The 25989-nt window shown below is 59.4% G+C and carries 10 protein-coding genes and 1 tRNA gene; 3 read left to right on the top strand and 8 right to left on the bottom strand.

Annotated elements, in window-relative coordinates; genetic code table 11:
- Nucleotides 1-25 precede the first annotated feature (25 nt).
- Nucleotides 26-910: an NAD-dependent epimerase/dehydratase family protein gene (locus HPDFL43_RS05930; protein ID WP_007196375.1), complete on the top strand. Its 885-nt coding sequence runs from the start codon at nucleotides 26-28 to the stop codon at nucleotides 908-910.
- Nucleotides 911-920: 10 nt separating this feature from the next.
- Here HPDFL43_RS05930 and HPDFL43_RS05925 read toward each other — a convergent pair whose 3' ends face one another.
- The 3 genes from HPDFL43_RS05925 to HPDFL43_RS05915 form a co-directional block, all read right to left on the bottom strand.
- Nucleotides 921-1379, bottom strand: coding sequence for a tripartite tricarboxylate transporter TctB family protein (locus tag HPDFL43_RS05925; RefSeq protein WP_007196374.1), 459 nt, complete (start codon nucleotides 1377-1379; stop codon nucleotides 921-923).
- Nucleotides 1372-2886, bottom strand: coding sequence for a tripartite tricarboxylate transporter permease (locus HPDFL43_RS05920; protein WP_040449746.1), 1515 nt, complete (start codon nucleotides 2884-2886; stop codon nucleotides 1372-1374). Before HPDFL43_RS05920 ends, HPDFL43_RS05925 begins: the two co-directional genes overlap by 8 nt.
- 131 nt (nucleotides 2887-3017) lie before the next feature.
- Nucleotides 3018-3974 (bottom strand): tripartite tricarboxylate transporter substrate binding protein, encoded by a 957-nt coding sequence (locus HPDFL43_RS05915; protein WP_040449095.1) that lies wholly within the window; start codon nucleotides 3972-3974, stop codon nucleotides 3018-3020.
- A 499-nt stretch (nucleotides 3975-4473) separates the two neighbouring features.
- On the opposite strand from HPDFL43_RS05915, the gene HPDFL43_RS05910 reads away from it, so the two are divergent.
- The gene (locus HPDFL43_RS05910; protein ID WP_052093162.1) at nucleotides 4474-7140 is read left to right on the top strand and encodes a bifunctional diguanylate cyclase/phosphodiesterase; all 2667 of its coding nucleotides are present in this window, start codon (nucleotides 4474-4476) and stop codon (nucleotides 7138-7140) included.
- Nucleotides 7141-7410: 270 nt separating this feature from the next.
- Nucleotides 7411-7487 (top strand) — tRNA-Arg (locus tag HPDFL43_RS05905).
- A gap of 340 nt (nucleotides 7488-7827) precedes the next feature.
- Here the strand turns inward: HPDFL43_RS05905 and HPDFL43_RS05895 are convergent.
- From HPDFL43_RS05895 to HPDFL43_RS05875, 5 genes are all read right to left on the bottom strand, one after another.
- Entirely contained in the window at nucleotides 7828-9201 is a 1374-nt protein-coding gene (locus tag HPDFL43_RS05895; protein ID WP_007196367.1) for an HlyD family type I secretion periplasmic adaptor subunit, read from the bottom strand.
- The gene (locus tag HPDFL43_RS05890) at nucleotides 9198-11429 is read right to left on the bottom strand and encodes a peptidase domain-containing ABC transporter (RefSeq protein ID WP_007196366.1); all 2232 of its coding nucleotides are present in this window, start codon (nucleotides 11427-11429) and stop codon (nucleotides 9198-9200) included. Before HPDFL43_RS05890 ends, HPDFL43_RS05895 begins: the two co-directional genes overlap by 4 nt.
- Nucleotides 11426-13099, bottom strand: coding sequence for an ABC transporter transmembrane domain-containing protein (locus tag HPDFL43_RS05885; RefSeq protein ID WP_007196365.1), 1674 nt, complete (start codon nucleotides 13097-13099; stop codon nucleotides 11426-11428). Before HPDFL43_RS05885 ends, HPDFL43_RS05890 begins: the two co-directional genes overlap by 4 nt.
- 124 nt (nucleotides 13100-13223) lie before the next feature.
- Complete coding sequence (locus tag HPDFL43_RS05880; RefSeq protein WP_040449093.1) at nucleotides 13224-23564, bottom strand: cadherin domain-containing protein; 10341 nt, start codon at nucleotides 23562-23564, stop codon at nucleotides 13224-13226.
- A gap of 773 nt (nucleotides 23565-24337) precedes the next feature.
- Nucleotides 24338-25372, bottom strand: coding sequence for a TolC family protein (locus tag HPDFL43_RS05875; protein WP_040449092.1), 1035 nt, complete (start codon nucleotides 25370-25372; stop codon nucleotides 24338-24340).
- Nucleotides 25373-25989 lie beyond the last annotated feature (617 nt).

The raw sequence follows: 25989 nt of genomic DNA, 5'->3' as shown, positions 1-25989 counted from the left end.
GCTGGCTAAAAAAGGGAGTTGAAAAATGCGCATTCTGTTTACAGGTGGTTCCGGCAAGGCCGGTAAACATGTGGTTCCCTATCTGCTTGATCAGGGCCACCGGGTGGTCAATGTGGATCTGACGCCGCTCGACCATCCGGGCGTGGACAATCTGACCGCCGACATCACGGATTCAGGCCAGATGTTCAACGTGATGTCGAGCTACGCAAATTTCGATGAGTTGGAGCCGGGCACCGGCGTTCCGAAATTCGATGCCGTGGTGCATTTTGCGGCCGTACCGCGCATTCTCATCAATCCCGACAATGAAACCTTCCGGGTCAACACTGTCGGCACCTACAATGTGGTTGAGGCTGCGGTGAAGCTCGGCATCAACAAGATCATCGTGGCTTCTTCGGAAACCACCTATGGCGTCTGCTTCGCCGATGGCACGGCCAACCCGCCTGCCCTGCCGGTCGAAGAGGACATGGATGTCAATCCGATGGATTCCTACGGGCTTTCAAAGGTGCTCAACGAACAGACCGCGCGCAGCTTCCAGCGCCGGTCCGGGTTCGACATCTATGCACTGCGGATCGGCAACGTCATAGAGCCGCATGAATATCCCAATTTCAAGCACTATTGCGCCCATCCAGAGGTCCGCCGCCGCAACATCTTCTGTTACATCGATGCGCGCGATCTGGGACAGATCGTCGACCGGTGCCTGAAAACCGACGGGCTCGGGTTCCAGGTCTTCAATGCCGGAAACGACACCAATTCGGTCGACATGCCGACGGCCGAGATCACCGAGCGGTTCTTCCCAGGTGTGCCCGTCACCCGCGAGATGGGTGAGCATGAGGCGCTTTACTCAAACCGCAAGATCCGCGAGATGCTCGGATTCAAGGAAGAGCACGACTGGCGCAAATACGTGGAATAGGCGGTCCCTGTCACGGCAGCGGGACGCCGAGCGCAAAGCGGAACAATGCGTAGAATCCGGCCATGATGACCGCGCCGGAGCCGGCAAACACAAGCCCGCTTCGCATGTCCCAGCCTTCATGCCGCGCGGCGAACAGGCTGCCGGCAAAGGCAATCGCCGTTGCCGGTAAAAAGCCTGCATAGGGCATCACCAGGCAGGCAGCGATCATGCTTGCGACCAGCAGCAGCCGGCGCCACCAATCGCCCTTGCCGAAGCCATTGTCGGGGTTGGGTTTGAGCCATGAATAGATGATCACCAGCACCGACATGAAGATCAGCGCATAGGCGACGAAACTCGGAAACACGATGGAATCGGTGTCCGAATAACCGGTTACATCATTGAGCGTGATCAGGCCGAGTGCCACGAAAAGACCCGCAATGATGAGCGTTCCGACATCTTTCTTGCCGGGATTGGACGAGCTGTCAGTCATTGGAATTGGCCTGCATTTCGAGAAGACGTTTGGCACGGCGGCTTTGAAAAACCGGGTACAGCAGCGAAAGGATCGTGAAGGCGATGATCGCCAGCGAAATCGGCCGCCCGAAGAACATGCCCATGAGGTTGCCGGTGGCATCGCCGATGATCCAGGCCTGGACAAAGCCCTGCTCGGCAATCGGACCCAGAATGAGGCCGAGCACGATCGGCGAAGCCGCAAAGCCAAAGCGCGACAGCACCCAGCCAACGGATCCCAGAACGATCATGATGATGACATCGGAAATCGAATTGCGGATGGCGAAGGTGCCGATGATGGTCATGAAGCCAACGGTTGGCACCAGTATCGTCTTGGGGATCGTGACGATGGTCTTGTAGGCATAACGCCCGATCAAAAGCCCCGTCGGCAACATCAGGATGGTGGCAATGAAAAGCCCGAAGATAAAGGTATAGACGATCGAACCGCCGCCATCAAACAGCGCCGGGCCGGTGCGCACGCCCTGCACCAACAGCGCGCCGAGGATCACCGCATCGGGCGGCGTGCCGGGAATGCCGAGCACCAGCGTGGGAATGAAGCCGCCGCCAACAGTGGCATTGTTGGCGGATTCGGTGGCCATGATGCCGTCCGGCTCACCCTCGCCGAATTTCTGATGCGGCTTTGCCGTGCGCTTGGCTTCGGAATAGGCGACCAAGCCCGCGACCGAGCCGCCGGCGCCGGGCAAAATGCCGATCACGGTTCCGATGATGGAGGAGCGAACCAGGTTGAAGCGCGAGGCCCAGGCGATCCTGGCACCTTCCCTGAAGCGCACCGCGCGGACGCCGTCCTCGACCTTGAGATGACGCTCCGGCGTTGCCACCAGATCAATGAGCACCGGGATGCAGTAAAGCCCGATCAGCGCGCCGACCACCTCGATGCCGCCGATCATCGTCGAGCTGCCAAAGGTCAGCCGGATGTCGGCGGAGATCTCGGCGACGCCGACACAGGAAAGCAGCAGGCCGAAGGCGCCACCGGCCAGCCCCTTGAGCACATTGCCGGTCGACAGCGACGCAATCAGCGACAGCCCGAAAATCGACAGCCATAGATATTCAACCGGACCGAATGCCAAGGCCACGGTGGAAAGCGGCGGGGCGAGAAGCAGCAGCGCCAGCGCGCCAATCAATCCGCCGACCACGCTGGCATAGCAGGCTATTGCCACGGCGAGATCACCATCACCGCGCTTGGCCATGGGGTAGCCGTCAAATGTGGTCGCAATCGCGGAAGGTGTGCCGGGGGTGTTGAGCAGGATCGCCGAATAGGCCCCGCCATAGATCGCGCCGGTGTAGATTGCGCCAAGCAGGATCAGGGCCGAAGCCGGCGCCATGGCAAAGGTAATCGGCACCAGAACGGCCACTGCCATGGTTGCCGAAAGCCCGGGGATCGACCCGATCACCGTGCCGGCGACAACGCCGAACAAGGCCAGCGCCAGATTGGTCAGGGTCAGCGCATTGGCGAGATTTTCAAAATCCATCAGATCCACCCGTTCAGACAAAGCCGCCCGTCATCATTGCCGCCCTCACGATATCCATGAGGCGCTGCAACGCAGACCGGACCAAAGAGGAGCACGCCCGGATCATATCTGATCCGGGCGTGTCGGGCAGATCAGTTGAGAAGGCCGGCCGCAGTTGCAGCAGCAACATACTCCTCGGTGCGCGCCTTCATGAAGTCAGCCATGCCGGCCGAGTCCACATCGAGAAGTGCGAAACCGCCATCAAGCATCTGTTTGCGGAAGGCCTCATCGGCATTGACTTCTGCAAATGCATCCGACAACGCCTTGACGACATCAGCAGGCGTTTCCTTGGGAACGGCCATGCCGCGGTAAGCGCCGCCGACCATGTCGAAGCCAAGCTCCTTGAAGGTCGGCACGTCCGGGAACAGCGGATGCCGCTCTTCCATGGCCACGGCCAGCATGCGCACGGCATCCCCCTGCGCCGCGCCCACGGTGGTGTAACCCCATTGCGCCTTGACCTGCTTGCCAAGATTGGCTGTGGTCGAAGCGCCGGTGCCCTTGAACGGCACATAGGTGGTCTTGATCCCCGCCATCTCGTCAAAGCGGATCTGCGCGAGATGGTTGGCGGTGGCCTTGCCGGAGCCGGACATGGTCAGCGCACCGGGATTGGCCTTGGCATCAGCAATCAGGTCCGCCAGCGTCTGATAGGGGCTGTCCGCAGTCACCACGATCGCATCAGGCGTGTAGTGGAACATAAAGAAGGCGTTGATGTCGGCCGTGGTGTAGCCAACGTCCTTCTGGGCCGGTTGAATGACGATGTGAGGCAGGTTGATGCCCATGATGGTGTAACCATCGCCAGCCATCGAATTGAGCTGCGCCCAGCCAACGGCACCGCCGCCGCCAGGCTTGTAGGAGACCACGAGATCCTGACCGAACTTGTCCTTGAAGAAAGGCTGCTGGAACCGCGCCGAGATATCGGATTCGCCCCCTGGACCAAACGGGATGATGTATTCGATCGGCTTGTCCGGGAACGCCATGGCGCCCGTTGCGGCAGCCAACGAAACGGCCGAAGCGATCGCCAATGCCTTGACGGTTTTAAGATTGAGCATGTGTTTCCTCCCAAGGAATTTCATAGGATTACAGCGGCTTTGCGAGCCATTTGCAAAAGACTGGCCTGTCCAAGTCGCGATCCTCTCTCCCTGATCAGCAACATGGCAGCGCTTACATTTATACACCGGGAAGCGGCTTTGTCATCCATGCTTTCCGGCGGATGACCGATGGTCCGCGCCCCGCTGGTGGAGCCTTCAAGGCGCCAGACTGCAGATCGGGCCCCCTGGAATGGTGTTCGCAAGACAGGAAAAAGCAAATGGGCCTGCTCTGAAGATGAAGTCTGCTGAACCAACCTGAGAGCCGTTGAAATTGTCAGGAGCTTGATTGGACGGAGAGCATCTATCATCCTTTTCGGCGTCAACCCTGGACAAAACACAGACTTGGGGCACCGCGAACATCGAATTTAACATTTTATAATATTTTCCGATGGATCATGAACTGATCAATTTTCATGCAAGGCACACTCATCGGCTGTAGAAATACGTTCCAGGAACACCAATGCCCAAGGTCTCACACACTACTGAGATGCAGAGCCGCATGTGGTCACGGCCGAACCTTTTCGCGGCCTGTATCGCCCTGGCGGTTACATGTGCAGCCGGTTTCTTGGCGGAGCAGCAAAACCAGGCTGTTCATCATCAACGCGAACGCGCCACGGTCAGCAATCAGCTGGGGCAGGTTCGCGCCAAACTGGAAGACAGCTTCAACAGCAAGATCCAAATCGTACGGGGCATGGCGGCGGTCATCGGAACTGAACCGAACATGTCCCAGCGCCGCTTCAGTGCAATCGCCAGAAACCTCATGCACAGGCAGCCAATGCTGCGCAACATTGCCGGCGCGCCTGATCTCGTCATAAGTCTGATGCATCCCATCGAGGGCAATCGCGCGGCCGTAGGGCTCGACTACCGCAAGAACCAGGCACAACGTGAAGCGGCCATGCGCGTTGTTGAAACCGGTGACGTGGTTGTTGCCGGCCCGACAAATCTGTTGCAGGGCGGACAGGGCTTCATCGCCCGGTTTCCTGTGTATCTGAATGGCATTGAGACAGAAGACAATTTCTGGGGAATTGTCTCCGCCGTGATAGATGTGGAAATGCTCTACGCAGACAGCGGCATTCTGGCGGACGACCTGCCGCTTGATATCGCAATCACCGGAAAGGACGCGACCGGGAAAGACGGGGCGGTGTTTTTCGGTTCGGCGGAGCTTTTCGACAGAGACCCGGTTTCCCTGGATGTGCGCTTGCCAAGTGGCAGCTGGCACCTTGCCGCAACCCCGCGTGAGGGATGGTCGACGCATCCTCCCAATGCCTGGCAAGTCAGGATGCTTGTTGTTTTGGGCGGTTTGCTGGTGGTCGTTCCAATCCTGGTTGCCGGGCATTTTTATGATCGTCATCGGGCAGACATCAAAGAGCTCAACCGTCGTGAGCGGTTGCTGCAGCAACTGTCGCAGCGGCTGACACTGGCGCTTGAAACGTCAAAAATCGGCGTTTGGGAAATGGATACCGACTCCGGCGATTTAACCTGGGACAGCCGGACACGTGAATTGTACGGCATCGATGATGACACAACACAGCTTCGCGTCGAGGACTGGAAGAACGCGCTTCACCCAGAAGACAGGGTGCGCGCGGAAGTCGAGTTCGAGCATTCACTGAATTCCAGCGCGCCTTACAATTCGGAATTTCGCGTTGTCAGCCGCAATGGGGATTTGCGCTGGATCCGGACAATCGGCGCCATCAACCAGGAGACGGATGGCAGACGCAAGATCATTGGCGTCAACTGGGACGTCTCGCAGGACATCGAGCTCAAAGACCACCTCATGACCGCCATGGAGAGCGCAGAGCTGCGCAATCTTGAGCTCGAGGACGCTCGCGCACAGATGGAGTACAACTCGCTGCATGACAGCCTGACCGGGCTGCCCAACAGGCGTTACCTCGACCAGCATCTGACCCAGGCCAGCAAGGACAAGTCGATCACCGCGCTTTTGCACATCGACCTGGACCGCTTCAAGCAGATCAACGACACGCTGGGGCATGCAGCCGGTGACGCCATGCTGATCCACACGGCTTCCATCCTCCAGGAGAGCTCCCGGGCGGGCGATTTCATTGCCCGGATTGGTGGCGATGAATTTGTTCTGGCGATCACCAGCGAGACGGGAGAACCAGAGCTGTCGCGGATCGCCAGCCGCATCATCGACAGGATCCGCAAGCCGGTCCCCTACGGCAAGCATGAATGCCGCTTCGGCGTCAGCATCGGCATCGCCTTTGCAGATCTCGAGACGCCGAGCTGTGGCGAGCGGCTTCTTATCGACGCGGACATTGCGCTCTACCGTGCGAAAAGCAACGGCCGGAACCGTTTCGAGTTTTTCACCAGTTCGCTGAAGGCGGAAATCATCCACAACAAGCGCGTTGCCGACGACATTCTCAATGGTCTGGAACGCGGGGAGTTTCTGCCCTACTTCCAGCCACAGTTCGACGCCCAATCGCTCGAACTTATCGGTGTTGAAGCCCTGGCGCGGTGGGACCACCCCAAGGATGGCCTGCTCGTCCCGGACCAATTCCTTCAGACGGCCAACGAACTCAATGTGGTCCATCTCATTGACCGCAGCATTCTCAAGCAGGTTCTCTGGCATTCGACGCGCTGGAAGGCCGCGGGCATTGATGTGCCGAAGACCGGGGTCAATGTGTCGGCCGGCCGGTTCCATGAAGACGATCTTATCGAAAGCCTTGAGGGGCTGTCGTTCACGCCGGGAACATTGTCCTTCGAACTTCTCGAATCCATCTTTCTCGATGAGCGCGACGAGACGGTCACCCGCAACATCGCCAAACTGAAGCAACTGGGGATCGAGATCGAGATCGATGACTTCGGTTCCGGCTATGCCTCCATTGTCAGCCTTCTCCAGGTCCGCCCCAGCCGTCTGAAAATCGATCGGCAATTGATCTTGCCGATCGTGAACAGCTCCAGCCAGCGGCGGCTTGCAGGTTCGATCATCGAAATCGGCAGATCGCTCAACATCAGGGTCATCGCCGAGGGGGTGGAAACTATGGAGCATGCCGCCATCCTGCGCGACATGGGGTGCGATGATCTGCAAGGCTATGCGCTGGCCCGTCCGATGCCATCAGCTCAACTGATCGAGTTCATGAAAAACAGCCAGTTGCGCCACATCGCGTGAACGCCCTGCCGCACACCCGCAACACCCTCCTCATTTATCATAAAGGGCGCATTCGCGATTGCTGTTGCGGTCGCGAATCCGGTTCCATAGTCCGGCCCGATGATTGCGGGCTTGCGCGCCATGCGGTTCGCGCACCAAGGTTTCAAAGCAGTTGATTTCGCCATTGATGCGGGCTGCAGGATCAGCTAGAAGACGGCGTCTCAGCTGCTTTGCGGACTGGATCGTGCCTGCACACAGCAGGCGGGTTCCAACCCGTCAAGCGCCACGGATGCACCCGTAGCTCAGCTGGATAGAGTGCTGCCCTCCGAAGGCAGAGGTCACAGGTTCGAATCCTGTCGGGTGCGCCACTTCCGTTAAAACTGCCAACACCCTGTGAAATTTTCCTTTGTTCACATCCCCAAATATGTCCCAAAGGCGCTGACGTCAGACAATCGAATGTCCTCTTGGCGCATTGTGCTCTGGTGAAAACAAGATGTTTAGTTCCTGCATTTGGTGGTTTCGGCTGATGGTCAATCTCTGTCGTTCAGTTGTCCAAACATTGTAATTCTTTTGCCCCTTCTCCCAGATGTTACCAAGCACCGGGACCGGCGATTGCGACGAATAGAACACGGAACCGTCCTCCGGGCGCTTGGATTGCTGCATGCCATTTTCGAGACCGCCGGCCGCGAACAGCTCGTTTGCCTTCAATTACCGTTGCGACATGGCGCGGTCTGTAAGGCTGCGCAAGGGCTTGAGCAGAAAGTTCATGACAGTCTTCTTGCCCAGCTTGATATCTGCTGCGACCGACATGCCGGATTGAATCGGTCGGTCCTGGGCCGAGTTGGCAATGCTTTCTTTATCGAGTTCAAGACGAACGTTGAAAAAGGGCGGGTCTTCCTCACTGTGCTTGAGACTTGAAGCCGAAATGCTGTCCACCTTCGCCGGGATGCTGCCAAACCGGGTGTAGTCGAAGGTGAGAATTTTTACACTCGCATCCATTCCCGGAGAGATGAAACCTATCTGGTCTGCGGGAATCTTGACTTCAGCATAGATGGCCTGACCCTCGGGGATGATCTGCGCGATCTGCTCACCAGGAGAAATGACCTGGCCCCTGTTGCTGGCTGCAAGGTCGAAGATACGTCCGGTCTCGGGCGCGACAATGAGCGTACGATCCAGTCGGTCCTCCAACTGCCGGACCAGTTCTTCTGTGCTGGCTGCCTCTATTTCCAGTTCTGCAATGGCTGTTTCGGCAGTTTGCCTGAAACCCGCGCGCAATTCGTCAACCCGCGCCTGAGACTGGGACAACCCGGCCTCGGCAGCAGCGCGCTGACCTGTTACGGTGAGGATGGAGGATTCCATCTGGATTTTTTCGCGGGCGATCTTGTCACGCTCGCTCCGGCTCACCGCCCCGGCCGTGAATGCCTTTTCAAAGTCGACGAGCGTTCGTTCGATTATGCGCAGCTCTTCGAGCATCTTCTGTTCGCGCTGTGACAGTGAAAAGAGTTCGGCCTTTCGGGTTTCCACCTCGGCAAGGGCAACCTCGATTTGAGCAGCATGAAGCGTGTCTTCAGCCAAGGCTGCTGCCTGCTGGCTTTCCGCGATTGCGGACAAACGCAGACTTGCTTCAAACACGGAAACAGGTTCGACCGCAGTCTTGGACGATCGGCGTGCAATCTCCAGCCGAATGCCGTCAGCCCGTGACTTCGCCTTGGCGAGTTCTGCTTTTGAAGCAAGGTCATCCATGCGCAGGATCGGCTTCCCCTGAACGACACGATCTCCTTCGCGCACAAAGAGTTCAGCGACAATCCCGCCTTCCAGGTGCTGGATGGTCTGAACGAATCCATTCGGAACGATCTCACCCGTTCCGGTGGCAATTTCCGTAACGGGGGCGAAGCTGGCCCACACAAGAAAGACGGCAAGCGCCAGGCTGACAAGGCGAATTGCAGTCCGTGCAGTTCCCGCCTCTTGGCTTTCCTCGATGGAAATGCTTGAGGCCAGAGAAACATCCAGGGCATCGTCGGATGTGGAGCCGGCAGGCGATTTGCCTTTAAGACCCACGAATTGGGAAATGAAGTGGCTCATGCAGCCACCTCATCGTTCTTGGGTGGTGGATCGAAGGACGTGATCTGCCCCTGGTCTAGGGCAAGCACACGATCGGCAAGACGGATATGGCTTGGCCTGTGGCTGACCATCACGATCGTAATTTTCCCGCGCCTTCGCTCGAGGCAGGCGAGGAAGGCCGCTTCAAGATCGTAATCGAGGGTTTTCGCGGGTTCATCCAACAGCAAGATGCTGGATTCCCGGAGCAAGGCCTGGGCTATTGCAAGCGCTTGTCTGAAGCCTCCAGGAAGGTTTTCCTGACGCGCGTGGTCAAGCAGGGTGTCCATGCCTTTCGGCAATTGATCGATCGCTTCGAGCAGACCGACTTCGCCGCAGATCTGTCGAAGCCTGTCATCAGATGCGGAAGGCGAGACCAAACGCAGGTTCTGGGCAATTGTGCCATGGAAGAACGCCGGTGTTTGCGGAACATATCCAATTGCTGCGCGCAGGTTTTCGGTGGGTATCTGCTTGACGTTGACACCGTCAATCTGAACGTTTCCGACCTGAGGCTGATACAGATCGAGGATGAGCCGCAACAGACTTGATTTGCCAGAACCTGAATGCCCTTTGACCGCAATGAAAGCGCCGGGCTCAATGGTGAACGTGAGGCCCTGCAACGTGCCTTGTGAGGATCCGTTGTACCGGAAACTGACCCGGTCAAACCTGATCTGACCGGCGAAACTCCGCTTGACCTGACCGTCATTGAACTGACGGGCGACCGGCAGGCGCATCACGCCATCGATCTGAGTCATCATCTGGGCCATGTCCGTATAGCGCGACAGCATGAGGAACAGCTGCTGGATTGGCGCCAGCACGCGCCAGACAATGATCATCGCACCGATCAGCACACCGACAGAGATCTGGCCATTCATGACCATCACTGAACCAATGACGACTGTGGCGGTGCCGGCGACGGGGACTCCGGCGCCCGAAAGGGTAATGAGAAACCGTTGCGACAGGTTCGCACGCCGCTTGGCCTTCGCGCTTTCGGCAGTCTTCTTGGCCAATCGTTCCAGCCACACATCCTGGCAGCCGAGACTTCGTATGATCCTAAGGTTGGTCGCGGTCTCCAGGGCGGTCTGATAATGGGCCCTGCGTGTCTGAGCAGCAAGCTCGTTTTGGCGCCGCAACGGCCCAATCATGAACGCGCCGATACAGATATAGGCGATTATCAGCACCAGGGGCACGTAGCCCAGAGGCCCACCGACAAGAAAGAGACCGACAATGAAGACAACAATGAAGGGCACTTCCAATCCCACGGCCACAAACGGTCCGGCAAAGATGTCGCGCACGCTCTCAAACTGCCGCAGACGACCGATCTGGTCACCTACGGGTGTATTTGTGACCATATGAACCGGGAGCGAAACCAGTTTGCTGAAGATGGCCGAGCTTAGCAGGTATTCGAGACGGCCGGTGATACGACCAATCTGCCTGGCTTTCAGAGACCTGAAAACGAGTTCAAAACCACTGGCGAGCGCAACACCTAGCACAATTGCTGCCAAGGTATCATAGGCCCCGGCTGGTATGACGCTGTCGTAAATGCTCATGACCGAGTAGGCGACGATAAGCACCATGGTGTTTATGACAGCCGTAAGCCCAAGCAGACCGAGAACTTGAGGAAAAAAACGCCGCAGTGTCTTGGCAAGCCAGGGCTCGCGCCCGGTCGCTGATTGCTCGTCTACAGTCCGAGCCGTGAAAGAGACAATCTTGTACCTTTTCTTGCGTTCAAAGGGCCGCTCCACGCCTGTCGAAGGATCAACTGGAACAATATCGCCAACGGCGTTGGCACGAAGCAGCGAAACACTGTTTCCGATCTGAACGACGGCGGGCAGAAAAAGGCTATCGGCTTCAGCCAGTCTCAGCTTTCTGGCCTGACTTTGGAACCCGAGAAGGGCCAGGGTGCCACGCATTTCAGAGAGTGAATAGCTTGTCGGAAAATGCGGCATGCAACGCGCAAACCGTTCCAGCGAACGGGGCCAATTCAATTCTTCAAGCAATGCCACCAAAGCGGATGGAACATCGCCCTTCAGTGGTACGCCTCCAAATTTCCCTGCCTCAAGACCTGATCTCAAGTCATGCAGATAGCTCTGATTTCCCTTGGCGGCATCCTCGTTCGTTTGAAACGCCGAGCGGAGCCGCGCCTGCAGCGAGTGTGCCGTCGCAGCGGAATGAGATTTCTCCGGCAGGTTAGGATCAAGGTTCTCTGTCACAGCGCAGCCACCGCATTGTCCGGAACGGGGCCGGCGTCCTTTTTCAAGAGAGAAAGCTGGCCGTCCGACAGCATGTATTTGCGGTCGGCCAGTGCGACATAGGACGGTCTCTGGGTCACCAGAATGACGGCAGCCCGCTGCTTCAACGAGGCGATGTAGTCCTTGAGGCACTTGTCGCCATGCATATCAAGATTGGCATTTGCCTCATCGAACAGCACCAGGTCGGGGTTGCCAACCAGAGCGCCAACCAGCGGCACGCGCTCCACAACCGAAGTTGGCAGCCCTGCACTCAGCCCATATCCGACCTTTATACCCAGCCCTTCCTGATGGCTGGCAAAATACTCTTCAAGCCCAAGCTCAGTTGCGACATGGAGTGCATCCTCCAGGTAACGCTGCGGCTGAAAACGCGTCATGTTCTCAAGCACCGTTCCTTCGATCAGGCGAGGTCGCGGTGGCAGATATGCAATGCGCCCGCGCAGTTCGGACTGATTGTAATCCTGAATCGGAACGCCGTTGACGCGCACCATGCCGGAATCCGGTTGGCAATACCCCATGAGCAGCCACATCAGCATCGAACGGCCGGAGCCGTTGGTGCCATCTATTGCGATGATTTCACCCCGTTTGAGACTCAGATTGAGGTTTGAGAACAAATTGGTATCGCTGTCGGGCCGCTTCAATTGAATACCGGAAAGTTCGATGCTGTCGATCTGGTCACACGTCTTTCCGCCGTTTGCCGGCAGTGGAATGGAGATATGCTCGGCAATTTCGGCTTCTGCACGGTTGGTGTCTTGCTCACCCACGCGCAAAGCCTCGAGCTTGAGCACCGGCTGCACGATGCGGGAACTCAAAAGCATGGCGGCTGCCAGACCGCCGATGGTTATGGCCTGATTGATCACCAGCACCGCACCGACGCTTGCAATCAGAACAGGCGTGAGTTGCCCGATGGAGCCTGTGACGGCTTGCGAAAAATTGTTGCGCCGGGTGGATTCCGCACCAACTTCTGCAGCCGTCGAGCAAAGCCTTTCATAGCGCCGTTCCATGAACGCTTCGAGGTTGAAACTCTTGACCGGCTCAATACCTTCAAGCACTTCAATCAGAAATGAAAACCGGCGCCTGTCGATTTCATGCCGCTTTTCGGAAAGATGCAGCGCATGGGTTTGCAGCATCCGGACTGTGGCGACCGCGGCCAGCGTGAAGACCAAAATGGTTGCCGCAATGACAGGCGAAATGAGAATGACGACGAACAGAAAAACGACGGCGAATGGCATGTCCAGCACCGCCATCGCGGTGTCGCCGTACCTGAATTCACGGATCCGGTCGACGCTGGACACCTGATCCAGATAGACACCGGGCGATTGCCGCTCGATCACACTCAGATCGGCTTTGAGCAACCGTTCGAACAACTTCGCCTGGATGCCGCGTTCAAATGCATCTCCGGCAATCGCCATCAACTGAGCACGCGTGGTCCGCAAGACCATCTCCAACACGATTGCCACCACCACACCGATGGTAAGGACAGTCAGCGTTTCATAGCCCTTGCTTGGAATAACCCGATCATAGACCTGCAGCATCAGCAGCGGAAGCGCCAAAGCGAGCAAATTTGCCGCAACGGATGCCGCAATGACATGCGGATCCGATCTGATCCTCCAAAATGATACGCGTCCACTCATACTCTGGTCCCACGTGGCGCACCAAAACCGGCTTCGGCGTCGTCCAATGTGGAAACCATATTAGATCATGGTAAATGGCTAATTAATATTGGTCTGATCGCAGCCTGGCACCGCAAAACCGCATCTACCAGGTAATCCTTTCAATGCCGGCAAAGTCAATCCTGTCTCCATCCGCAAACTCGATCCTGCCCGACGCATCGTTGCTCAGCGTCAGTGACTCACCGTTTTGCGACACCACAGAGCTGCCTGAATCCAGATCCATTTCCCATCCTTGACCCGTGACCTCCCGACCGTCGATGGAGATGGCGCCGTCCATCCCCTGGAGTGTAATTGCATCTGTCCAGCCGCCGCCGGAGCCACCTGAAACGTCATCGCGTCCATCGCCAGCGGCATAGATGAAGATGTCGTTGCCGTCTTCGCCAAACATCGTGTCGTCACCGGCCCCTCCAGAGAGCAGGTCATCACCGGTACCGCCGGACAACTGGTCTTCGCCGACTTCACCGTAAAGATTGTCATCGCCGGCGCCGCCACTGATCGTGTCATTGCCGTTGTCGCCATAGAGTGTTTCCGCAGCCGAACTTCCGGTCAAGATATCGTTGCCGTCGCCGCCCCAGACTTCCTCGATGCCAGAGACCGTCGTTCCATTGACCCCGGTTCCGCTGACGGTGCCGGTCGCCAGATTGACCGTGACGCCGCCACTGGACCAGATATCCAGGACGTCATGACCATCACCGCCATCAAGCACGTCCGCGCCGGATTCGAGCCTGAGCGTGTCATTGCCGGCACCGCCATAGAGCCTGTCATCGCCCGCGCCACCGATCAGAAGGTCGCCTTGCGCGCCGCCATGGATCGTGTCGTTTCCAGCCCCACCATTCAGCGTATCCGGATCATCGGCGATTTCCAGCATGGTCACATTGTCGAAGAAGCCGCCATATAAATTGTTGTTGGTAGCGTCTTCACGGAACTCCAGCCGGTCCAGCCCTCCCGTCCCGGTTACGGTGAATGTCAGGGTTTCCCATGACGTGTTCGTCGGCACGATTGTCTCAATGAGCTGGCCAGCCCAATAGACATGGATCGTGTTCGTCTCTGCGCTATGACCTGAACGCCTGGCCACATCTAGACTGAGGATGTAGTCCGTGCCAGCCTGGGTCTGAACATCCTGATAAACCATGTCGACTGCGCTCTGGGCATCCATCTCCAGCCATTGGTTGCCATCGGATGCATTTATTCCGGCATGCCCGTCTCTTTTGATCTCGATGTCTCCAGTGGTCGTCGACCAGCCCGTGATGCTGGAAAAATTCTGTACCTCCCCACTGATGATGTCAGCCTCGAAGGACCCATTGACAATCAGATTGGATCCGGAGGTCGAAAACGACCCCAATCCGTATATGATGTCATCATTGGACGTGCCGGTAATGCTGTCGTTTTCGGTGGTGCCAAGCTGGATGCCAATTGTCTCGTTATAGGTGTTGCCCCCGCTGTCCGTAACCTGAACAGTGACCGTATCGCTCACAACCTGGCTTATGTCGGTGTTGGCAACGAGTGAAACCGCGCCGGTGGCGGAGTTGATCGTGAAGGCGCCGCCCGCATCATCCGTCAGTGCGTAGGTGAAGCTGTCGCCCGCATCCGGGTCAGCAACCGAGTCAATATTTGCGACGATCGTGCCCGCTGCAATCGTGTTTGAAACAGCCGAAACTGTCGCGCCGCTGAATGCTATGTCTGTCGGAGCCTCGTTGACATCGTTGACATTGATCGTGACGGCCTGCGAATAGGTGTTTCCGGCGCCGTCATTGACCTCCACCGTGACCGTGTGAGACGTGGCCGCCTCGAAATTTGTTTCCATGCCGGGCCTGACAATGATCTCGTCGCCCGATATCTCGAACAGGCCGCTGGGATCGCTGGTCAGCGTATAGGTGAAACTGTTGCTGGCATCGGCATCGGTGGTCGACAGGGTCCCCGCGATCTGCCTGATGTCCCATCCACCGCTCGGCGGCAGGAAACTTCTTGGAGCGTTGTTCCCGTAAACCGACGCCCACTCGCCATAGGTCCCACCGGCACCGGTGGCCTGATAACCAGGCACTGTAGTCTCGCCGACAGACACCTCCCGAATATAGAAATTCGTGTCATAGCCGTTCACCGGGTCATAGCTATCATTGAGCATGGTAAAGGAGATCGTGCCGGGATCGGTCACGCCGACCGGCAGGTCCAGGGTGAAGGTCTGCGCGATGGCCTCGAGATCGGACTCGCTGGCGTTGCCGTGGGCGCGGGTATCGTGGGCATCGGTCAGTTCGACGATGCCAAGCGAGACGCCATTGGCAAAGACCTCGATCAGCGGCGGGTCCAGGTCCTTTTCGCCTGCCAGCGTAAAGGTGATCTTGCCCGTACCCTCTTCGTTGATGCCGCTGCTGGCGAAGGAGATATTGGTCGGCGTCTCGTCATTGATGTCGTTGATGCCGATGTTGAAGCTCTGGGTCGATATCGAGCCGTCGGCGGACGTGGCGCGGACTGTGATCGCGTGGCTCGTCTGGCTCTCGAAGTCCAGGGCACCGGCCACGGTCACCACACCCGTGCTGCTGTCGATGGCAAACAGGCCGCCGGCATCATCGGTAAGCGAATAGGTAACGCCATTGGTTGTGGCGTCGCCGTCGGAAGCGAATGCGGTGATGCCGACCGTGGCGCCGATGGCGGCAGTCTCGTCGACCGAATTGGCCGCACCATTGCTGTCGCTGACCGGGGAGACATCGAACTCGTCGACGTCGTTGACGGTGACTGTCACCGGTTTCTGGAATGTGAAGCCGGCGCTGTCGGTCACCTGTACGATCAGGTCATGAGACGTGCTCGTCTCAGCGTCAAGGCTGGACCCCGTCTTCACCCGGATCTCGTTGCCGACGATCTCGAAGTTCGAATCCGTGAGCGGATTCCCGGTTCCATCCACCAGGGCATAGGCAAAGATCTCGCCGCTGTCGGCATCGGTGGCCGACAACGTGCCCACGACCTGTCCCGCCGTGGCATCCTCCGCCACGCCCGAGGACGTCAGCGCAAGGTCGGTCGGCGCGGAATTGAGCAGATCTGCTTCCGCCACGGTCATGTCGGCGAACTGGAAGTTTTCGACATTCAGAACCAGATCGCTTCCGTCGGGCGATCCGCTGCGCGTGTCGGTGATGCGGTAGCCACTGCCCTCTACAACAATGGTGTAATCTGAACGATTTCCAGAGAAGATCGCCGTATCAATGTCCGCACCGCCATCAATGGTGTCATTGCCGCCGCCACCGGTGAGCTGGTCTGCGCCATCTCCCCCCTCGACGAGATCATTGCCATCGCCACCGGTGAGACTGTCGTTGCCGCCATTGCCGCGCAGCGTGACCCGCACCGTCGAGCCGGTGGCATCGAAATGGTCATTGCCGGCATTGCCGACGGCGTTCTCGATCTCGGCGGTGGTCATGTCGAGCGTCACGCCGGCCGCAGTGTCAACCAACACCGTGTCCTCGCCCGCACCGCCACGGATCAGCGTGTCATCGGCATCGATATAGAAAAAATCATCGCCGCCACCGCCGAAAAGCTGGTCCGCACCGGCACCGCCATTGATCTCGTCATTCCCTTCGCCGCCGGTGAGTACATCGTCACCACCATTGCCGCGCAGGGTGACCCGCACCGTCGAGCCGGAGGCATCGAACTGGTCATTGCCCGCATTGCCGACCGCGTTCTCGATCTCGGCCGTGGTCATGTCGAGCGTCACGCCGGCCGCAGTGTCAACGATCACCGTGTCGGCCCCGGCACCGCCACGGATCAGCGTGTCATCGGCATCGATGTACATGAAATCATCACCGCCACCGCCGAAGAACTGGTCCGCGCCGGCACCGCCATTGATCTCGTCATTCCCTTCGCCGCCGGTGAGTACATCGTCGCCACCATTGCCGCGCAGCGTGACCCGCACCGTCGAGCCGGTGGCATCGAACTGGTCATTGCCCGCATTGCCGACCGCGTTCTCGATCTCGGACGTGGTCATGTCGAGCGTCACGCCGGCCGCAGTGTCAACGATCACCGTGTCAGCCCCGGCACCGCCACGGATCAGCGTGTCATCGGCATCGATATAGAAGACATCATTGCCGCCACCGCCGAAAAGCTGGTCCGCGCCGGCACCGCCATTGATCTCGTCATTCCCTTCGCCGCCGGTGAGTACATCGTCGCCACCATTGCCGCGCAGCGTGACCCGCACCGTCGAGCCGGTGGCGTCAAACTGGTCATTGCCCGCATTGCCGACCGCGTGCTCGATCTCGGCCGCTGGCATGTCGAGCGTCACACCGGCCGCTGTGTCCACGATCACCGTGTCGGCCCCGGCACCGCCATGGATCAGCGTGTCATCGGCGTCGACATAGAGATAATCATCGCCGCCGCCGGCGAAAATCTGATCCGCCCCGGCACCGCCGCTTATGGTGTCATTGCCGGCGCCACCGGTAAGAACATCCTCTTCAGACGTTCCAGTGATGTTCTGGCCAGCGTCGGAGGTGGTATAGCTCCCCTCGTAATCGGCAACGTTGATCGTAATCGTTTCCAAATAGGTCGCACCATTGGCATCGGTCACCTGGATCGTCACATCATGACTGGTGGCAGTCTCATAATCGATGTTCTGGCCCGATCTGACGCGCACCTCATTGCCGACGATTTCGAAGTGGCCGGACGGATCATTGGTAATTGCATAGGTGAAACTGTCTATTCCACCGTCAGCATCCGTGGTTGACAAGACCGCAACGGTGGCTCCCGAAGGGTTATAGCTGCTGTCAATGCTCCCGCCGGATGCTACGGTTTCATTGACCGTGCCGCCGGTAAAGGTAATGTCGGTTGGTGCCTCATCCACAACATTGGTGACATCAATCGTGAAGGTCTGGTTCGACGTCGATCCGTCGGCAGAGGTGGCGGTGACCACGATGTCGATGCTCTGCTCGGTCTCGAAGTCGAAGCTGGCGCCGGCGGCCACCCGCACGGTGCCGTCGGGATCAACGCTGAAGCGGGTGTCATCGACGCTGTAGGAGATGGCATTGGTGGTGGCGTCGGCATCGGAGGCAGAGGCAACCACGCCCACCGCAGTGCCCGCGCCCGCAGTCTCGGCCAGGGTGTTGGCGCCCGCATCCGTATCGATCACCGGGGAGACATCGAACTCGTCGACGTCGTTGAGGGCAATCGTGAAGCTCTGGGTCGAGGTCGAGCCGTCGCTCGAGGTTGCGGTGACCTCGATGGTGTGGCTTGCAGCACTCTCCCGGTCGAGCGCACCGGCAACGGTGACCACCCCGGTCGTGGCATCGATGGCAAACAGCCCGCCCGCGTCATTGGAGAGGCTGTAGCTGACGCTGTCGGTGCCGTCGCTGTCGCTGGCAAACGCGGTGATGCCGACATTGGTGCCGATGGCGGCATTCTCATTGACCGCATTGGCCGCGCCATTGCTGTCGGAGATCGCAGAGACCGCGGCCTCGTTGATGTCGGTGACCGCCAGGGTGAAGCTCTGGTTCGAACTTGAGCCGTCCGCAGAGGTCGCGGTGACCACGATGTCGATGCTCTGCTCGGTCTCGAAGTCGAAGCTTGCGCCGGCGGCCACCCGCACGGTGCCGTCGGGATCAACGCTGAAGCGGGTGTCATCGACGCTGTAGGAGATGGCATTGGTGGTGGCGTCGGCATCGGAGGCCGAGGCAACCACGCCCACCGCAGTGCCCGCGCCCGCAGTCTCGGCCAGGGTGTTGGCGCCCGCATCGGTGTCGATCACCGGGGAGACATCGAACTCGTCGACGTCGTTGAGGGCAATCGTGTAGCTCTGGGTCGAGGTCGAGCCGTCGCTCGAGGTTGCGGTGACCTCGATGGTGTGGCTTGCAGCACTCTCCCGGTCGAGCGCACCGGCAACGGTGACCACACCGGTCGTGGCATCGATGGCAAACAGCCCGCCGGCATCATTGGAGAGGCTGTAGCTGACGCTGTCGGTGCCGTCGCTGTCGCTGGCAAACGCGGTGATGCCGACATTGGTGCCGATGGCGGCATTCTCATTGACCGCATTGGCCGCGCCATTGCTGTCGGAGATCGCAGAGACCGCGGCCTCGTTGATGTCGGTGACCGCCAGGGTGAAGCTCTGGTTCGAACTTGAGCCGTCCGCAGAGGTCGCGGTGACCACGATGTCGATGCTCTGCTCGGTCTCGAAGTCGAAGCTTGCGCCGGCGGCCACCCGCACGGTGCCGTCGGGATCAACGCTGAAGCGGGTGTCATCGACGCTGTAGGAGATGGCATTGGTGGTGGCGTCGGCATCGGAGGCAGAGGCAACCACGCCCACCGCAGTGCCCGCGCCCGCAGTCTCGGCCAGGGTGTTGGCGCCCGCATCGGTGTCGATCACCGGGGAGACATCGAACTCGTCGACGTCGTTGAGGGCAATCGTGTAGCTCTGTGTCGAGGTCGAGCCGTCGCTCGAGGTTGCGGTGACCTCGATGGTGTGGCTTGCAGCACTCTCCCGGTCGAGCGCACCGGCAACGGTGACCACACCGGTCGTGGCATCGATGGCAAACAGCCCGCCGGCATCATTGGAGAGGCTGTAGCTGACGCTGTCGGTGCCGTCGCTGTCGCTGGCAAACGCGGTGATGCCCACATTGGTGCCGACCGCCACATTCTCATTGACCGCATTGGCCGCGCCATTGCTGTCGGAGATCGCCGAGACCGCGGCCTCGTTGATGTCGGTGACCGCCAGGGTGAAGCTCTGGTTCGAACTTGAGCCGTCCGCAGAGGTCGCGGTGACCACGATGTCGATGCTCTGCTCGGTCTCGAAGTCGAAGCTTGCGCCGGCGGCCACCCGCACGGTGCCGTCGGGATCAACGCTGAAGCGGGTGTCATCGACGCTGTAGGAGATGGCATTGGTGGTGGCGTCGGCATCGGAGGCAGAGGCAACCACGCCCACCGCAGTGCCCGCGCCCGCAGTCTCGGCCAGGGTGTTGGCGCCCGCATCCGTATCGATCACCGGGGAGACATCGAACTCGTCGACGTCGTTGAGGGCAATCGTGTAGCTCTGGGTCGAGGTCGAGCCGTCGCTCGAGGTTGCGGTGACCTCGATGGTGTGGCTTGCAGCACTCTCCCGGTCGAGCGCACCGGCAACGGTGACCACACCGGTCGTGGCATCGATGGCAAACAGCCCGCCGGCATCATTGGAGAGGCTGTAGCTGACGCTGTCGGTGCCGTCGCTGTCGCTGGCAAACGCGGTGATGCCCACATTGGTGCCGACCGCCACATTCTCATTGACCGCATTGGCCGCGCCATTGCTGTCGGAGATCGCAGAGACCGCGGCCTCGTTGATGTCGGTGACCGCCAGGGTGAAGGTCTGGTTCGAACTTGAGCCGTCGGCAGAGGTCGCGGTGACCACGATGTCGATGCTCTGCTCGGTCTCGAAGTCGAAGCTTGCGCCGGCGGCCACCCGCACGGTGCCGTCGGGATCAACGCTGAAGCGGGTGTCATCGACGCTGTAGGAGATGGCATTGGTGGTGGCGTCGGCATCGGAGGCCGAGGCAACCACGCCCACCGCAGTGCCCGCGCCCGCAGTCTCGGCCAGGGTGTTGGCGCCCGCATCCGTATCGATCACCGGGGAGACATCGAACTCGTCGACGTCGTTGAGGGCAATCGTGTAGCTCTGGGTCGAGGTCGAGCCGTCGCTCGAGGTTGCGGTGACCTCGATGGTGTGGCTTGCAGCACTCTCCCGGTCGAGCGCACCGGCAACGGTGACCACACCGGTCGTGGCATCGATGGCAAACAGCCCGCCGGCATCATTGGAGAGGCTGTAGCTGACGCTGTCGGTGCCGTCGCTGTCGCTGGCAAACGCGGTGATGCCCACATTGGTGCCGACCGCCACATTCTCATTGACCGCATTGGCCGCGCCATTGCTGTCGGAGATCGCAGAGACCGCGGCCTCGTTGATGTCGGTGACCGCCAGGGTGAAGGTCTGGTTCGAACTTGAGCCGTCGGCAGAGGTCGCGGTGACCACGATGTCGATGCTCTGCTCGGTCTCGAAGTCGAAGCTTGCGCCGGCGGCCACCCGCACGGTGCCGTCGGGATCAACGCTGAAGCGGGTGTCATCGACGCTGTAGGAGATGGCATTGGTGGTGGCGTCGGCATCGGAGGCAGAGGCAACCACGCCCACCGCAGTGCCCGCGCCCGCAGTCTCGGCCAGGGTGTTGGCGCCCGCATCCGTATCGATCACCGGGGAGACATCGAACTCGTCGACGTCGTTGAGGGCAATCGTGAATCTCTGGGTCGAGGTCGAGCCGTCGCTCGAGGTTGCGGTGACCTCGATGGTGTGGCTTGCAGCACTCTCCCGGTCGAGCGCACCGGCAACGGTGACCACACCGGTCGTGGCATCGATGGCAAACAGCCCGCCCGCGTCATCGGAGAGGCTGTAGCTGACGCTGTCGGTGCCGTCGCTGTCGCTGGCAAACGCGGTGATGCCCACATTGGTGCCGACCGCCACATTCTCATTGACCGCATTGGCCGCGCCATTGCTGTCGGAGATCGCCGAGACCGCGGCCTCGTTGATGTCGGTGACCGCCAGGGTGAAGCTCTGGTTCGAACTTGAGCCGTCCGCAGAGGTCGCGGTGACCACGATGTCGATGCTCTGCTCGGTCTCGAAGTCGAAGCTGGCGCCGGCGGCCACCCGCACGGTGCCGTCGGGATCAACGCTGAAGCGGGTGTCATCGACGCTGTAGGAGATGGCATTGGTGGTGGCGTCGGCATCGGAGGCAGAGGCAACCACGCCCACCGCAGTGCCCGCGCCCGCAGTCTCGGCCAGGGTGTTGGCGCCCGCATCGGTGTCGATCACCGGGGAGACATCGAACTCGTCGACGTCGTTGAGGGCAATCGTGTAGCTCTGGGTCGAGGTCGAGCCGTCGCTCGAGGTTGCGGTGACCTCGATGGTGTGGCTTGCAGCACTCTCCCGGTCGAGCGCACCGGCAACGGTGACCACACCGGTCGTGGCATCGATGGCAAACAGCCCGCCGGCATCATTGGAGAGGCTGTAGCTGACGCTGTCGGTGCCGTCGCTGTCGCTGGCAAACGCGGTGATGCCGACATTGGTGCCGATGGCGGCATTCTCATTGACCGCATTGGCCGCGCCATTGCTGTCGGAGATCGCAGAGACCGCGGCCTCGTTGATGTCGGTGACCGCCAGGGTGAAGCTCTGGTTCGAACTTGAGCCGTCCGCAGAGGTCGCGGTGACCACGATGTCGATGCTCTGCTCGGTCTCGAAGTCGAAGCTTGCGCCGGCGGCCACCCGCACGGTGCCGTCGGGATCAACGCTGAAGCGGGTGTCATCGACGCTGTAGGAGATGGCATTGGTGGTGGCGTCGGCATCGGAGGCAGAGGCAACCACGCCCACCGCAGTGCCCGCGCCCGCAGTCTCGGCCAGGGTGTTGGCGCCCGCATCGGTGTCGATCACCGGGGAGACATCGAACTCGTCGACGTCGTTGAGGGCAATCGTGTAGCTCTGTGTCGAGGTCGAGCCGTCGCTCGAGGTTGCGGTGACCTCGATGGTGTGGCTTGCAGCACTCTCCCGGTCGAGCGCACCGGCAACGGTGACCACACCGGTCGTGGCATCGATGGCAAACAGCCCGCCGGCATCATTGGAGAGGCTGTAGCTGACGCTGTCGGTGCCGTCGCTGTCGCTGGCAAACGCGGTGATGCCCACATTGGTGCCGACCGCCACATTCTCATTGACCGCATTGGCCGCGCCATTGCTGTCGGAGATCGCCGAGACCGCGGCCTCGTTGATGTCGGTGACCGCCAGGGTGAAGCTCTGGTTCGAACTTGAGCCGTCCGCAGAGGTCGCGGTGACCACGATGTCGATGCTCTGCTCGGTCTCGAAGTCGAAGCTTGCGCCGGCGGCCACCCGCACGGTGCCGTCGGGATCAACGCTGAAGCGGGTGTCATCGACGCTGTAGGAGATGGCATTGGTGGTGGCGTCGGCATCGGAGGCAGAGGCAACCACGCCCACCGCAGTGCCCGCGCCCGCAGTCTCGGCCAGGGTGTTGGCGCCCGCATCGGTGTCGATCACCGGGGAGACATCGAACTCGTCGACGTCGTTGAGGGCAATCGTGAAGCTCTGGGTCGAGGTCGAGCCGTCGCTCGAGGTTGCGGTGACCTCGATGGTGTGGCTTGCAGCACTCTCCCGGTCGAGCGCACCGGCAACGGTGACCACACCGGTCGTGGCATCGATGGCAAACAGCCCGCCGGCATCATTGGAGAGGCTGTAGCTGACGCTGTCGGTGCCGTCGCTGTCGCTGGCAAACGCGGTGATGCCCACATTGGTGCCGACCGCCACATTCTCATTGACCGCATTGGCCGCGCCATTGCTGTCGGAGATCGCCGAGACCGCGGCCTCGTTGATGTCGGTGACCTCAGGCTCAGGTGTCTGAACCGAACGAGGGTCTTCATCAGATTCGATGGTGGTCTCGGGCACAGGCAAGCTTCTTACGCCAGGCCCCGCATTCAGGGGCGATGCGGCTTCAGCGTCAGGTCGTACGGACGCGTCAATTGACAACGTAGACTTCTGGCTGCGGGATGGAGAAGAGGAGTTCGCGTCTGAATTGGTGGCGTCAGACGGCTGGGCCGAATATCTGGCCGCAAACAGTTCAGTGCTTGCGGGGGGCGTTCCCAGGTCAGCGTTGAGATCAAGGTTTTGCGGCACGTCGCCTGCTGCCGCAAGTATCGGAGTACTGCCTGCCTCGTTCTTTTGTTCGAGCCGTTCCTCGGCATTTGCTGAAATATCACTATGAGGAATTTCGAGCGCAGAACTTTTGTCAAAAGCGAAGAACAGCGATAATCCACTCGCTGCTGCGGCTACTCCACTTGCATTCGCATTGGAGCCGTCGGGATTGGGGTTGTTTGCAACTCGCGATGTTTGCCCAGAATTCTGGCTTTGCGCGCTTGTTTCACGTGCGGCTGCAGCCTGAGAAACATTTGGTTTTGGGGGCTTATTCATCACATATGACCTCGAGATCTTATGTGAGAATAGTCGCAAACACTTACATGAATGTTGTCGCGTATGCTTTACAAAAGGTTTAAAAACTTGTCAGCGGTATGCCTCGACCAGCGCGCCAAGAGATGCCAGCAGCTCATGGCTTCGCGTAGTCACCTGTGACTGCGCATCAACAACAGCAATCCTTGCATTTGTCAGCCGTTCATACGCGTCAAGAACCTGATCCAAGGACCGTGCTCCGATACGTTCACCGGTTAGCGTGCCTGATAGTGCATTGGCGTATTTTTTGACTCCGACATTTGCCAGCGCCTGCTGTTCCCTCGCGGGCATGACTCCTTGCCATTGTCCGACCACCTTGAACATGTGTCAAGTTTGCGGGCGCTGACCGTGTAGGTTTGCTCCCTGAGCTTGGATTTCTCGAGTGTCACTTCCGCAAGCCGCCGACCGCCGTCGAACAGAGGTATTCTCAGATCGAGCCGCACATTGGATTCGTTGCTGCGCGTGGAGCTGGTAGAAGCGTACCGATCGCTCGAGAGTGGAGCGTTGAAGGAAAGAGATACATCGGGAAAGAGTGTCTTGGTCGCCTTCGCTACGTTCTGGCTAGCGGACTGCTGCTCCCACTCTGCCTCGCGCAAAGCGGGGTTACGGTGCAAGGCGATGGCCACAGCCTCGTCTTCATTCCCGGGAATGAACCGTGCCAGATCGACGAGCTTGACCTCAGAAATGTCTTGCTCTCCGGCAAGCGAACGAAGCTTGGCTTCATTGGAGGTGATCTCCGAACCAAGTCGGACGATTTCACTTTCGACAAGCTTGATGCGCGCGCGAATGCTTTCCAGTTCTGATGCAGCCAATTCGCCCGCGGTGAAGCGTTTCTTCTGGCGACTTAAAAATGTCTTCAGTTCAGCCTTGAGCTCATTCCGGATGGCCGCGTGTTTGGTGGCCCGCTCGATTGCAACCTGGGCAAGCGCCAGTTCCAGAATGATCTGATCGACCGAGCCGCGCAATGCTTCCTTCTTCGCCAGGGTTGAAAAGCGGGCTGCCCGCGTGCCGCTTATCCCAGCAAAGGCTTTCGAAAGTGACAGGGACGCAGAGAGGTCGACATTTTGTTCGCTTGTTTCCGAAGTCGTGACGGTTGCGTCGTTTATATAGTCGGTTCGCGAGGCGGTAAGGTCGACTGCGGGAAAGAGGTCGGCGCGCGCAATCGTTTCCCGGGCACGAGCTTGCTCCACCCGTTCGTGGGCAACCAGCACATTGGGATTGCTTGCCACGAATTGTGGCGCGTCACCCAAACCGTCCGCCTCGGTCGACGGCCTGCTGGCACATGAAGACAACAAGCTAGCGCCAACCAGTCCGGCGACTAAAGATGCCCTCCGGAGAGTTTGCGACATAGCCCTGCACTCACACTTCCAACGACCACAACGGACGGAACACGATGGTAAAAGACATAGTCTGTTAACCTTAATGCACTGTTAATTAGGCAGAAAAACTGCACTTTTCCCATCCTGAGCGCCCCAAAAGGAAGTCCAAGTTGAGCCATCCCCCGAAACTTGGACAATGACATAGGCTGCGATTTGAAGTCTTCTGGTCTTCGGCAGGAAGGAGATCAGAGACGTCAAAACGCAAGCAGCACGCACTTGAGTTCAAGGCGAAGACCGCTATGGAGGCCCTGAAGGGTGAGGAAACTGATGCCGATCTACCCGAAGCCCAACACGAGCAGTCTGGCGAAAGGGCACACAACCTTTCCCGACCTGCTGAAAGGACTGCGTGGGGACCGTGCGAACTGTCCGGCATCAAAAGGGCCGTCACGTGGCGGACATGGCCTCAAGCCGTACAGTCAGTCACAAAATGCGCGGTAGCTATATTGGAGGTGTCCGACTGGACGCCACAACGCATCCGGGCCTTGGCC

Source organism: Hoeflea phototrophica DFL-43 (assembly GCF_000154705.2).
Classification (GTDB): domain Bacteria; phylum Pseudomonadota; class Alphaproteobacteria; order Rhizobiales; family Rhizobiaceae; genus Hoeflea; species Hoeflea phototrophica.
Note: the sequence above shows the minus strand (reverse complement) of the source record. Positions and strands in the feature narration are given on the sequence as shown.